We start from the raw sequence: 12473 nt of genomic DNA, 5'->3' as shown, positions 1-12473 counted from the left end.
CCCTGGCAGCGCGGATCGAACGAGAACACCAACGGCCTGCTGCGGCAGTACTTCCCCAAAGGCACCGACCTGTCCGTCCACAGCCCAGAAGACCTCGAACACGTCGCCCAGCAACTCAACCGCCGACCACGCAAAACGCTCGACTGGAGAACACCAGCCGAGCGCCTGCGTGATCTACTGACGACCACGTAAGCCATCAGGTGTTGCGAGGACCCCGAGAATCTGCCAATCTGCCGTCTCGCGGGGCCCTTCGCCGTGGAACGGCCGCCTCAGGCGTTGCGGCGCTTGCGGGCCACCACGACGGCACCGGCGCCGAGGGCGGCGAGGCTGCCGACGCCGGAGGCGATCGGGACCCAGATGTCCGCGCCGGTGCGGGACAGTTGCGGGGTGGCGTCGGCCGCCGTGAAGTCGTAGGCGGACGCGGGGGTGCGGCGGCCGGGCGGCTCGAAGCCGTCGTCGGCGCCGTCGGCCCCGCTGCCGGGAGCGGGCTCGTCGTCCTTGGGCGCGGGGACCGCAGGGGCGCCGGACGCCGGGGCCTCGGCGCCGGGGAGCCGGGACCCGGCTGCTTCGACGCCGGGGAGCCGGGGCCCGCGTGCTTCGACTTCGGGAGACCCGGCCGCGGGGGCTTCGCTGTCAGGGACTCCGGCCGAAGGGACCTCAGCCTCCGGAACCCCGGCTCCGGTGACCTCAGCCTCTCGTGCCCCAGCCTCGGGGCCCCTGCCGCCGGGGACCTCAACGTCGGAGCCCCTGCCCCCGGGGATCTCAGCCCCGGGGCCTCGCGCCCCGGAGACCCCGGCCCCGTGGTCATCCGGCTCGGCGGGCCCCGTACCCGAACCGGGCCCTCCGGTGCCGTCGTCCTGCGCGGCGTCATTTCCGCCGTCCGGAGTCCGCGTCCCAGCGCCGGACTCCTCCTCGCAGTCGTCGTCCGGGACCGCGGCCTCGAACGCGGCCGTCTCCGACTCGATCTCCGACTCGCTCTCCGACTCGATCTCCGACTCGCTCTCCGACTCGCTCTCCGACTCGCTCTCCGCCTCGATCTCCGACTCGATCTCCGACTCGATCTCCCCCTCCATCCGCGCCTCGGTCTCCGCCTCGGCCGCCGCCTCCGACGCCGCGAACCCGGCCTCCATGTCCTCCGCGGTCTCCGCGACCGGCGGCTCGGCCCCGGCCCCGGCCTCCGCGGCCTCCGGCCCCCCGGACGCGGCGAAACCGCTCGCAGCCGCCGGTCCCTCCGACTCCTCCCGCTCCTCCGGCGCCGGGTGTACGGTCCCCGCGGCCGGCGCCGCGTGGACCTCCGGCGCCGCGCCCGCGAGGGCCGCGGCGGCAGACAGCGCCCCGCACAGCACGCGGAGCCGACGGCGTGACAAACGCTTCATGGTGGGTGTCCCTCTGCTCGGTGACGGGGCATCAGGTGCCGACGCCCACCATGGCTATCACTGATACATGATAAAACGACTAAAACGACTTCTCTCTCCGCGGCAGATTCGCCCCGTCGGCCTACCCGCCCACCCCTGCCCCCGCTCCCGCCTCGTCCTCCAGCTCCGCCGCGAAGTGGCACGCCGACGGGTGCACCACCGCCCCCTTCGCCTCCCGGAACCACGGCGGCACGTCCAGCGCCGGGTCCTTCTCCGCGCACACCGGCTGCGCCTTCCAGCACCGCGTCCGGAACCGGCACCCCGACGGCGGGTTCGCCGGCGACGGCACGTCGCCGGCGAGCAGGATCCGCCCCCGGGTCTCCCGCGCCTCCGGGTCCGGCACCGGCACCGCCGAGAGCAGCGCCTGCGTGTACGGGTGCGTGGCGTGCTCGTAGATCGCCTCGTCGGTGCCGGACTCCACGATCCGGCCCAGGTACATCACCCCGACCCGGTCCGAGATGTGCCGTACCACCGACAGGTCGTGCGCGATGAAGATGTACGACAGGCGGAACTCGTCCTGCAGCCGCTCCAGCAGGTTCACCACCTGCGCCTGCACCGAGACGTCGAGCGCCGAGACCGGTTCGTCCGCGACGATGACCTCCGGCCGCAGCGCGAGTCCCCGCGCGATGCCGATCCGCTGCCGCTGCCCGCCGGAGAACTGGTGCGGATAGCGGTTGATGTGCTCGGGGTTGAGCCCGACGACGTCCAGCAGCTCCTGAACCCGCCCCCGCCTGCTGCCCTTCGGCGCCACCTCGGGGTGGATGTCGTACGGCTCGCCGACGATGTCGCCCACGGTCATCCGCGGGTTGAGCGAGGTGTACGGGTCCTGGAAGACCATCTGGATGTTGCGCCGCACGGCCCGCAGCGCGCGCCCGGAGAGCCGGGTGATGTCCTCGCCCTTGTACCGGATGTGGCCGGCCGTGGGCTGCTCCAGGTTGACCAGCATCTTGGCGATGGTCGACTTGCCGCAGCCGGACTCGCCGACGATGCCGAGAGTTTCGCCGCTCAGCAGGTCGAAGTCGACGCCGTCCACGGCCTGTACGGCCCCGACCTGCTTGCGGAAGACGATCCCCCGGGTGAGCGGGAAGTACTTGACGAGGTCGCGTACTTCGAGGATCGCCTCCCCGCCCGGGGGGCCCGGCCGGCTCTTGGTCAGCTCAGGGCTGGTCATCGAATGCCTCCGTGGATACCCCGGCCTTCAGGCCGGGGAGGAATCGGACTCCTGCGGAGCAGGGCAGGAGTAGCCGATACGCCCCCGGGGCGGATCGGCGCCTGGTAGCGTCCCGGCCGTGGGTTGCGAGAGCCAAGCTGCCCGCGCGTGCTGATCGAGAGCCAAGACAGCACATGCACCTCCAAGAGCTTTGCCGTATCAAACCGGGCTGGTTTCAACCCGGCTGGTGTTGATCGTGGAAGACCTGTCGGGTCGCTGACCCGCAGGCAGCGTGAGCCAGGAATCCCCCTGCTTCAGCCGGGGGAGGATTCAAGCAACTGGTCCTTCCAGAAATGGCACGCGCTCCCCCGCCCCGGCAGCGGCCGGCCCTCGTCGTCCGTCACCTCGTACAGCGGCGGGCGGTCGGTCAGGCAGATGTCCTGGGCGCGCGGGCAGCGGGGGTTGAAGGGGCAGCCCGGGGGGATGGCCAGCAGGCTGGGCGGGGTGCCGCGGATGGCGCTCAGCTCCTGGCCCTTCTGGTCCAGCCGCGGGATGGAGTCCAGCAGCCCGCGGGTGTACGGGTGCGCCGGCGCCTTGTACAGGTCGTGTACGGGTGCCGTCTCCATGATCCGGCCCGCGTACATCACGGCGATCTTGTCGGCGACGTCCGCGACCACGCCCAGGTCGTGGGTGATGAGGATGAGCCCCATCCCCGTCTCCTCGCGCAGCTCCGCCAGCAGGTCCATCACCTGCGCCTGTACGGTCACGTCCAGCGCCGTCGTCGGCTCGTCCGCGATGATCAGCTCGGGGCCCAGCGCCAGCGCCATCGCGATCATGATGCGCTGGCGCATGCCGCCGGAGAACTGGTGCGGGTAGTCGTTGACGCGCACCCGGGCGGCCGGGATCCGTACCCGCTCCATCAGCTCGATCGACCGGGCCTTCGCCTCCGACCTGCTCGCGCCGCGGTGCACGCGGAACATCTCGCCGAGCTGGAAGCCCACGCTGAGCACGGGGTTGAGCGACGACAGCGCGTCCTGGAAGATCATCGCCATCCGCTCGCCGCGCACCCTGCGCCGCGCCTCGCGGCCCAGCTTCAGCAGGTCCTCGCCCTGGAAGAGCACCTGCCCGCCGGTGACGAACCCGGGCGGCGAGTCCAGGATGCCCATCACGGCCTGGGCGGTGACGGACTTGCCGGAGCCGGACTCGCCGAGCACCGCCAGCGTCTCCCCCGCGGCCACGCTGTAGGAGACGCCGTTGACGGCCTTCGCCACCCCCTCGCGGGTACGGAACTCCACCTGAAGGTCGCGGACGTCGAGCAGCGCGGTCACGGGCACCTCACCTGAGCTTCGGGTCGAGCGCGTCGCGCACCGCGTCGCCGAGCATGATGAACGCCAGCACGGTCAGGCTGAGCGCCCCGGCCGGCCACAGCAGGGCGTGCGGCGCGTTGCGGATCTGCTGCGAGGCGGTGGAGATCTCGCTGCCCCAGGAGATGGTCGGCGGCTTCAGGCCGACGCCGAGGAACGACAGGGTCGCCTCCAGCGCCACGTACGTGCCCAGCGCGATGGTGGCGACGACGATGATCGGCGCGACCGCGTTGGGCAGCACGTGCCGGAGCATGATGCGCTTCGTGGAGGCGCCCAGGGTGCGCGCGGCCTGCACGTAGTCGTGCTGCTTGGCCGTGATCACCGAGCCGCGCGCGATCCGCGCCACCTGCGGCCAGCCCAGCAGCACGATCAGCCCGATCACCGGCCAGACAGAACCGCTCTTGATCACGGAGAGGAAGACCAGCCCGCCCAGCAGGATCGGGATGCCGAAGAACACCTCGGTGATCCGGGACAGGACCGCGTCGCCCCAGCCGCCGAAGTAGCCGGCGAAGCCGCCGAGTACGGTGCCGAGGACGGCGGCGCCGAGGGTGGCCAGGGTGCAGACGGTCAGCGAGGCACGGGCGCCGTAGACGGTGCGGTTGTAGACGTCGCAGCCCTGGCTGTCGAAGCCGAAGGGGTGGCCGGGCTCGGCGCCGGCGTTGCGCTGGGCGATGTCGCAGTTGTACGGGCTGCCGGTGGCCACCACGCTGGGCCACAGGGAGACGAAGACCAGGAAGAGGATCAGCAGCCCGGCGACGACGAAGACGGGGTTGCGGCGCAGGTCGTGCCAGGCGTCGGACCACAGGCTGCGGGCCGGCTGGTCCGTGCCGGCGATGCCGCCGTGCTCGGCCTGCAGGACGTCGCTGCCGGGCAGCGAGTCCGCCTCCTGGCTCCCGATGTCCGCCCGCTGCTTCTCCTCGTAGCGCTCAGGCATAGCGGATCCGGGGGTCGAGCACCGCGTAGAGCACGTCCACCAGCAGGTTCGCCAGCAGATAGACGATGACCAGGACCGTGACGAAGCCGACGACCGTGGGCGCGTTCTGCCGCAGGACGCCCTGCCAGAGCTGGTAGCCGACGCCCTGGATGTTGAAGATCCGCTCGGTGACGATCGCGCCGCCCATGAGGTTGCCGATGTCGATGCCGAGGAAGGTCACCACGGGGATGAGGGAGTTGCGCAGCAGGTGGCGGACCGTGATGCGATGGCGCGGCAGGCCCTTGGCGACGGCGGTGCGGACGTAGTCGGCGCGGGCGTTCTCGGCCACGGAAGTACGGGTCAGCCGGGTGGTGTACGCCAGCGACACCAGCGCCAGCACCACCGCCGGCAGGATCAGCTCGTCCCACGGGGCCCCGGAGGAGACCGCGGGTGTGACCCAGCCCCACTTGACGCCGAGCAGGTACTGCAGCACGTAGCCGGTGACGAACGTCGGGATGGAGATGACGACCAGCGTGGCGAAGAGCACCCCGGTGTCCACCGCCCGGCCGCGCCTGAGCCCGGAGATCACGCCGAGGGTGACGCCGATGATCATCTCGAAGAGCACGGCGAGGAGGGCGAGCCGGACGGTGATCGGCCAGGCGTTGCGCATCAGGTCCAGCACCGGCTGGCCGTTGAACGCCCGGCCGAAGTCGCCGGTGAAGATGTTGCCCATGTAGAGCACGTATTGCTGCCACAGCGGCTTGTCGAGGTTGAGGTCCCGGCGGATCTGCGCCGCGGTCGCGGGGTCGGGCGCCCGGTCGCCGAACATGGCGGCGACCGGGTCGCCGAGCGCGTAGACCATGAAGAAGATGAGGAACGTGGTGCCGATGAACACGGGGATCATCTGCAGCAGCCGCCGGATCACGTAGCGGCCCATGGGCGCCCCTCCTCTCCTTGCGTGTCCCCGCCTTCCGTCCGTGCCGCGGCGGACCGCCGCGCGGGCGCTAGCTGACCTTGATGTCCGGGTAGAACGGCACGCTGAAGGGGTCGAGGAAGACGTCGGAGACGCGGTCGGAGTGGCCGGCGACGCCGTTCTGGTACCACAGCGGGATCGACGGCACGTCCTTCGCGAGCAGCCGCTCCGCCTCCTTGTACTTCTCGACGGCCGCGGCGGTGTCCTCGGCGGCGTTGGCCTGGTCGAGGAGGTCGTCGAACTTCTTGTTGCTGTACTCGCCGTCGTTGGAGGACGCGTCGGTGTAGTACAGGGGCGCCAGGAAGTTCTCGATCAGCGGGTAGTCCATCTGCCAGCCGGCGCGGAACGGGCCCTTGAAGCTGCGGTCGACGACCTGGGTGCGGAAGTCCGCGAAGGTGCCGATGGGGTTGACGACGCAGGCGTTCTCCTTGCCGAGCGCCTTGTTGATGCTGTTGCAGACCGCGTCCATCCACTCCCGGTGGGAGCCGGTGTCGACGTTCGAGGAGATCGTCACCTTGCCGCCGGGCAGGCCGCCGGCGCCGTCGATGAGCTTCTTGGCCTGCTCCGGGTCGTACGTGCACAGGTCGCCGCAGATCGTGTCGTCGAAGCCGCCCTTCTCGCCGATGACCGGCGAGGTCCAGTCCTTGGCGGGGACGCGGGTGTCGTTGTAGATCTGCTTGGTGATCTGCTCGCGGTCGATCGCCATGGAGATCCCGCGGCGCAGGTCGACCTTGTCGTCGCCGCCCCAGGCGTCGTCGTAGAGCGGGATGGTGAGGGTCTGGATGATGCCGGCCTTCTGGTTGATGAAGCGGTCGCCGAGATCGCTCTCGGCGTTGGCCAACTGGCCGGCGGGCAGCTCGTCGGAGACGTCGAGGTTGCCGGCCAGGAGGTCGGTGTAGGCCGTGTTCTGGTCGGTGTAGACCTTCAGCTCGACGCCGTCGTTCTTCGCCTTGTCCCGGCCCGTGTACTTGTCGTCCTTCACGAGCTTCATCGACGAGCCCTTGGAGTACGAGTCGATCTTGTACGGGCCGTTGCCGATCGGCTTGTCGAGCCAGGCGTCGTGGTCGTCGAAGAACGCCTTCGGCAGCGGCGCGAAGGCCGGGTAGCCGAGGGTGTCGGGCCAGATGGCGAACTTCTGCGACAGCTTGGCGGTAAACGTGTAATCGTCGACGACTTTCAGCCCGGCGAGCTTCTGCGCGCTCGGCTGGCCGCCCTCTTCGGTCGGGTGGACCGCGTCGTAGCCGTCGATGTACCGGAAGAAGCTGCTGTTGACCTGCCGGTTCTTGATGTTGGCCGCGTAGTTCCAGGCGTCCACGAAGGATCGGGCGGTGACCGGCTCGCCGTTGCTGAACCGGTGCCCCTTCTTGACCTTGATCGTCCAGGTCTGCTGGTCGTCGCTCTCGATGGACTCGGCGAGCATGTTCTTCGGCTCGGCGGTCTTCGGGTCGTAGACGACGAGCCCGCGGGTGATCAGCTTGAGGACCTTGCCGCCCTGGACCTCGTTGGTGTTCGCCGGCTCCAGCGGGTTCTGCGGGTCGCCCCACTGCGCGGTGACGACGCCGCCGCCTCCGCCGGAAGAACCGCCGCCGCCGTCACCGTCGTCACTGCCGCAGCCGGTCGCAGCGAGCGCGGCGCAGACGACGCAGGCGGTCCACGAGGCGCGGGTGGCTCGGCGCATGGGGTACCTCCCAGGGGTCCCAAGTATCACTTAAGTGACATAAGACCCCACAAGGCGCATGCGCGCCTCCGGTGGCACGCCATCAGGAGGGCACAACCCCCGGATGGCCCGGCCGCCCCGGCCCCCGCGCGGCACCGAGCTGTGAGTCTCGCACGACCACGGAGTGCGCCCTGCCTGGTGGGCGGCGGCTTCCTCCGCCGCTCGGCGCGGTCACGGCGTCTGGGCGTGGCAAGCCGCACTGCGGATGCACATCGCCCTGCACGACGCCCCGGGACGCCATCCCGCCGCGTCCGCGGCAGGCTTAAGCGTGCTTCGCCCGCGAGACCGCCCGGGCCCGCTCGCGCCCGTCCAGCACCACCTTGCGGATCCGCACCGTGTCCGGCGTGACCTCCACGCACTCGCCGTCCCGGCAGAACTCCAGCGACTGCTCCAGCGACAGCTTCCGCGGCGGGACGATCGACTCGGCGATGTCCGCCGTGGACGACCGGACGTTGCTGAGCTTCTTCTCCTTGGTGATGTTCACGTCCATGTCGTCGGCACGGGAGTTCTCCCCGACGATCATGCCCTCGTACACCTCGGTGCCCGGCTCCACGAAGAGCGTCCCGCGCTCCTGCAGGTTCGTCATCGCGAACGCCGTCACCGCGCCCGTCCGGTCCGCGACCAGCGACCCGCTGCTGCGCGTCCGCAGCTCGCCGAACCACGGCTCGTGCCCCTCGAAGATCGAGTGCGCGATGCCCGTGCCGCGGGTCTGCGTCAGGAACTCCGTACGGAAGCCGATGAGGCCGCGCGCGGGCACGACGAACTCCATGCGGACCCAGCCGGATCCGTGGTTCGTCATGGTCTCCATCCGGCCCCGGCGGGCGGCGAGGAGCTGCGTGATCGCGCCGAGGTGCTCCTCCGGGGCGTCGATCGTCATCCGCTCGACGGGCTCGTGGACCTTGCCGTCGATCTCCTTGGTGACCACCTCGGGCTTGCCGACGGTCAGCTCGAAGCCCTCCCGGCGCATCGTCTCCACCAGGATCGCCAGCGCCAGCTCACCGCGGCCCTGCACCTCCCAGGCGTCCGGTCGCTCGGTGGGCAGCACCCGCAGCGACACGTTGCCGACCAGCTCGCGGTCGAGGCGGTCCTTGACCAGCCGGGCGGTGACCTTGTGGCCCTTGCCCTTCCCGCCGCCGACCCCCTTGCCGACCAGCGGCGAGGTGTTCGTCCCGATCGTCATCGAGATCGCCGGCTCGTCCACGGTGATCAGCGGCAGCGCGACCGGGTTCTCGGGGTCCGCGAGGGTCTCGCCGATCATGATCTCGGGGATGCCGGCGACCGCGCAGATGTCCCCGGGTCCTGCGGCCTGCGCGGGCCGGCGGGTGAGCGCGTCGGTCATCATCAGCTCGGTGATCCGCACGTTCTGCACGGTGCCGTCGCGCTTGATCCACGCGACGGTCTGCCCCTTCTTCAGCTCGCCCTGCTCCACGCGCAGCAGCGCGATACGGCCGAGGAAGTTGTCGGCGTCGAGGTTCGTCACGTGCGCCTGCAGCGGCGCGCCCTCGTCGTACGACGGGGCGGGGACGTAGTCCAGCACGGTGGAGAAGAACGGCTCCAGGCTGTCGCTGTCCGCCGGCACCGTGCCGTCCTCCGGCTGGGTCAGCGAGGCGACGCCGTCACGGGCGCAGGCGTAGACGATCGGGAACTCGATCTGCTCGTCGTCGGCGTCGAGGTCGAGGAAGAGGTCGTACGTGTCGTCCACGACCTCGGAGATCCGCGAGTCGGGCCGGTCCGTCTTGTTGATGCACAGGATCACCGGCAGCCGCGCCTGGAGCGCCTTGCGCAGCACGAACCGGGTCTGCGGCAGCGGCCCCTCCGAGGCGTCCACCAGCAGCACGACGGCGTCCACCATGGACAGCCCGCGCTCGACCTCGCCGCCGAAGTCGGCGTGGCCGGGGGTGTCGATGATGTTGATCACCACCGGGTCGCCGCCGCCCTTGGGGTGGTACTTCACCGCGGTGTTCTTCGCGAGAATGGTGATGCCCTTCTCGCGCTCCAGGTCCCCGGTGTCCATGACCCGGTCGTCCACGGACTGGAGCTGGTGCTCGGCGAAGGCGCCGGCCTGCTTGAGCATGGCGTCGACCAGGGTGGTCTTGCCGTGGTCGACGTGGGCGACGATGGCGACGTTGCGAATGTCCTGGCGCGTCGGCATGACTGGTCGGTGCTCCGAACTCTCAAGGGGGTCAGCCGGGCGATCGGCCACGGCCTTCCTATCGTACGGTCCCCTGCCGGCACCCCCACGCGCCGCGGGTCCCCGCAGCGCCCCGCCGGGCGGCGGGGCGGCGCCGTCGGGCCCGCCGGTCAGTTGCGGTAGCCGATGTCCTGGTAGCGGGGGGTGGCGAAGCCGAAGGCGCCGGCGTTGGCCAGGTTGCGGGTGGTGGCGACGAGCTGGGGGCGCTGGTAGAGGGGGATCGAGCCGGCCGCCGCCCAGATGCGGGCGTCGGCGCGGGTCAGGAGTTCCTGTGCCGCCTCGTCGTCCGGCTCGGAGACCGCCTGGGCGAAGAGCTGGTCGATCTCGTCGGTGCCGACGCGGGAGTAGTTCTGGTCGACGACCAGGGAGCCGTCGGGGGACGGCACGGGCTTGGCGTAGATCGGGCGGGCGTCGGTGGCCGGGTAGGGGGTGCCGGGCCAGGAGTAAAGCGCGAGGTCGAACTCGCCGGCCGCGACGTAGTCCTTGAAGTAGCCGGGCTCGCCGGCCTCCACCACCTCGGTCCGTACGCCGATGTTGTCCATCATCTTCACCACCCGCGAGGCCACCGCCCGCAACTGCTCCGTGCCCGGCCCTTCCGGCACCACGAAGCGCAGCGTCAGCGGCTTGCCGTCCTTGACGAACGGCCGCTGCCGCGGCGGCTGCGCCACCCGCGTCTCCCGCTCGGCGAGGGCCGCGCGCGCCAGCCGGGCGGCCCGCACGGCCTTCTTGTACGGCTTCGAGGCCTTGCCGTGCTTCGCCGCCGCCGCCCACAGCTGGGCCTGCCGGCCCAGCGCGACGTGCTGCGCCCGCGCCGGCTGCGTGACCGACAGCGGCAGGTCGTACGTCGGGAGCGGGGCCGCGGCCGGCTTGCCGTCGCCCGAGCGCGCGCCGTCCGCCCGGTCGTCACGCCCGTCACGCCCGTCGCGCCCGTCCCGGCCGTCCCGGCCGTCCCCGTCGCCGGAGCCCTTCGCCTCCGCGCCCTGTGTCCCCGGGCCGCCCTTCCAGCCCGCCTCCGCCAGCAGCTTCTGCGCCGCCATCACGTCCTGCGAGCCGAGTGCCGCGCTCTGGTCGCTGTAGCCCGGCTGGCCCGGCATCAGCAGGTGGCTGCCCAGCGGCTTCGCCGGCAGACCGTGCGGGCCGAGGACGCTGCGCGCCAGGGTGCCGCGGTCCACGGCGCGGGCGACGGCGCGGCGTACCCGCGCGTCGGCGAGCGGGCCCGAGCTGCCGTTGAGTGCGAGCTGCGTGTACGCGGGCTCCAGCGCCCGGTGCACGGTGTACGGGCGCGGGCCGGCCTTCGGCAGGGAGACCAGGTCCGCCGGCTTGCCGTCCTGCGCCCGGTCGGGCTTGGCGACCCGCACCGTGGACAGCGCGGCCTTCTCGGCGCGGGCGGCCTCGAGGGCCTCGTCCCGTTCGACCTCGGCGATGTCCAGCCGGCCGTCGGCCAGCGCCTTCTCCCGCCCGGTGCCGCGCGGCACCTCCGCGAAGACCAGCTTGTCGAGCAGCGCCCGGTCGCCCCACCAGCGGGGGTTGCGCACGAGCGTCACCGACGTGGGTTCGCTCGCGTCGCGCGCCCCCTTCTTCCCGCCGTCCTTCTTGCCGCGCTTCCCGCCGTCCTTCTCTTCCCTCCCGTCCTTCTCTTCCTTGTCTTCCTTGTCTTCCTTCTCTCCCCTGTCTTCCCCGTCTTCCCTGTCCCCCTTGTCCGCCCGCTTGCCGTCCTTGTACTCCCCGCTCTTCCGCCGCTCGTCCTCCCCGCCGGTGACGTCCTTGATCACGAATGGTCCCGCGACCTCCGCCAGCCCCGTCCGCGCCCCTTCGTTGAACGCCTCCGGCGTCTTCGTCACGCTCATCGGGTACAGCGGCGAGAACAGCGCCTGCCAGTCCGCGTACGGCTCGTCGAAGACGACCTCCACCTCGCCCGGCTCCTCGCCGGGACCGACCGACTCGATCCGGTCGTAACCGGCGTTGCGCGCCGTCCAGTACGCCGTGTCCTCGCCGTTCAGCGCCAGCCACTGCGCCTCGAAGTCCTCCGCCCCGATCGGCCGCCCGTCGCTCCACACCGCCCTCGGGTTCAGCCGGTAGACCACCCGCTGCTTCGGGCTGCGGTCCTCGACCTCCGCGCTGTCGAGATAGTCCGGGTCGGCCGCCGGCTGGCCGTGCTCGTCGAGGGTGAACAGCCGCGGCAGCACCGCGCCCGCCACGCGGTCGGTCGCCGCGCCCGCGTCGGCCTGGAAGACGTTGAACGTCTCCGGCGCCGCGTCCACGGCCCAGCGGACCGTGCCGCCGGGCCGCAGTTGCTCGCGCGAGACGGCGGTCACGTCGTGCGCGGCGCCGGCCGCGTTGTCCGGGGAGGTGTCGCAGCCCGCCAGGGGCAGCGTGACGCCCGCCGCGATCAGCACGGCGGCGCAACGTCTGCGGCTGTGAAGGGACATGCGCGATACCTCCGTGATGCACACTTTCGGCGCCATGTGCCGCTCATCACACTGCTCTTGCCCCGCCATCTGAAACGAGCCCGCGCCGGACCCCGCGGCGACACGGCGGGCGCACCGCGCAACGCAACCCGTCCGGCCCAGCCGTAGGCAGATCGGCCCGTGTGTTTTCGGTACGGATCGGCAGGATCCAGCCCCGTATCTCACCCCGGCAGGGGGAAATCTGCAGATCCCTTCCCAAGCGAGTGCGAGACGCGCAACACTTCCCCCCACAGCGCCCTGAGCGCGTCTTCGCCGTGCGCGAAGACGCGCCCGGGGCACCGT

9 protein-coding genes are annotated in these 12473 nt (G+C 71.2%); 1 reads left to right on the top strand and 8 read right to left on the bottom strand.

All coding sequences use genetic code 11. The features are described 5' to 3' along the window. The coding region (locus B124_RS23540) for a transposase (protein ID WP_496504921.1) at positions 1 to 192 on the top strand (192 nt) is incomplete at its 5' end. A 77-nt stretch (positions 193 to 269) separates the two neighbouring features. On the opposite strand, the gene B124_RS23535 is transcribed toward B124_RS23540, so the two are convergent. The 8 genes from B124_RS23535 to B124_RS23500 all read right to left on the bottom strand — a co-directional run bounded on the left by B124_RS23535 (position 270) and on the right by B124_RS23500 (position 12152). Then, on the bottom strand, positions 270 to 1376 hold the full coding sequence (locus B124_RS23535; protein ID WP_496504920.1) for a hypothetical protein: 1107 nt from the start codon (positions 1374 to 1376) through the stop codon (positions 270 to 272). A 121-nt stretch (positions 1377 to 1497) separates the two neighbouring features. Further along, the gene (locus B124_RS23530) at positions 1498 to 2586 is read right to left on the bottom strand and encodes an ABC transporter ATP-binding protein (RefSeq protein WP_496504919.1); all 1089 of its coding nucleotides are present in this window, start codon (positions 2584 to 2586) and stop codon (positions 1498 to 1500) included. Between the two features lie 293 nt (positions 2587 to 2879). Then, positions 2880 to 3893, bottom strand: a complete 1014-nt coding sequence (locus B124_RS23525; RefSeq protein WP_496504918.1) for an ABC transporter ATP-binding protein — start codon at positions 3891 to 3893, stop codon at positions 2880 to 2882. Positions 3894 to 3900: 7 nt separating this feature from the next. Continuing rightward, complete coding sequence (locus tag B124_RS23520; protein ID WP_496504917.1) at positions 3901 to 4863, bottom strand: ABC transporter permease; 963 nt, start codon at positions 4861 to 4863, stop codon at positions 3901 to 3903. Next, positions 4856 to 5779, bottom strand: coding sequence for an ABC transporter permease (locus B124_RS23515; protein ID WP_496504916.1), 924 nt, complete (start codon positions 5777 to 5779; stop codon positions 4856 to 4858). Before B124_RS23515 ends, B124_RS23520 begins: the two co-directional genes overlap by 8 nt. Before the next feature lie 67 nt (positions 5780 to 5846). Then, positions 5847 to 7493 carry a peptide ABC transporter substrate-binding protein gene (locus B124_RS23510; RefSeq protein WP_496504915.1) on the bottom strand — a complete coding sequence of 549 codons (1647 nt, stop codon included), beginning with the start codon at positions 7491 to 7493 and terminating at the stop codon, positions 5847 to 5849. 301 nt (positions 7494 to 7794) lie between these two features. Further along, positions 7795 to 9684, bottom strand: coding sequence for a translational GTPase TypA (gene typA, locus B124_RS23505; protein WP_496504914.1), 1890 nt, complete (start codon positions 9682 to 9684; stop codon positions 7795 to 7797). Between the two features lie 149 nt (positions 9685 to 9833). Continuing rightward, positions 9834 to 12152 (bottom strand): ABC transporter family substrate-binding protein, encoded by a 2319-nt coding sequence (locus B124_RS23500; protein WP_496504913.1) that lies wholly within the window; start codon positions 12150 to 12152, stop codon positions 9834 to 9836. Positions 12153 to 12473: the final 321 nt, after the last annotated feature.

It is taken from the genome of Streptomyces sp. CNP082 (assembly GCF_059570535.1).
This window is presented reverse-complemented; position numbering and strand designations above follow the sequence as displayed.

Coding starts and splice junctions, on each gene's coding strand:
- B124_RS23535 (WP_496504920.1), bottom strand. CDS start 1,376: ATGAAGCGTTTGTCACGCCGTCGGCTCCGCGTGCTGTGCGGGGCGCTG.
- B124_RS23530 (WP_496504919.1), bottom strand. CDS start 2,586: ATGACCAGCCCTGAGCTGACCAAGAGCCGGCCGGGCCCCCCGGGCGGG.
- B124_RS23520 (WP_496504917.1), bottom strand. CDS start 4,863: ATGCCTGAGCGCTACGAGGAGAAGCAGCGGGCGGACATCGGGAGCCAG.
- B124_RS23515 (WP_496504916.1), bottom strand. CDS start 5,779: ATGGGCCGCTACGTGATCCGGCGGCTGCTGCAGATGATCCCCGTGTTC.
- B124_RS23510 (WP_496504915.1), bottom strand. CDS start 7,493: ATGCGCCGAGCCACCCGCGCCTCGTGGACCGCCTGCGTCGTCTGCGCC.
- typA (WP_496504914.1), bottom strand. CDS start 9,684: ATGCCGACGCGCCAGGACATTCGCAACGTCGCCATCGTCGCCCACGTC.
- B124_RS23500 (WP_496504913.1), bottom strand. CDS start 12,152: ATGTCCCTTCACAGCCGCAGACGTTGCGCCGCCGTGCTGATCGCGGCG.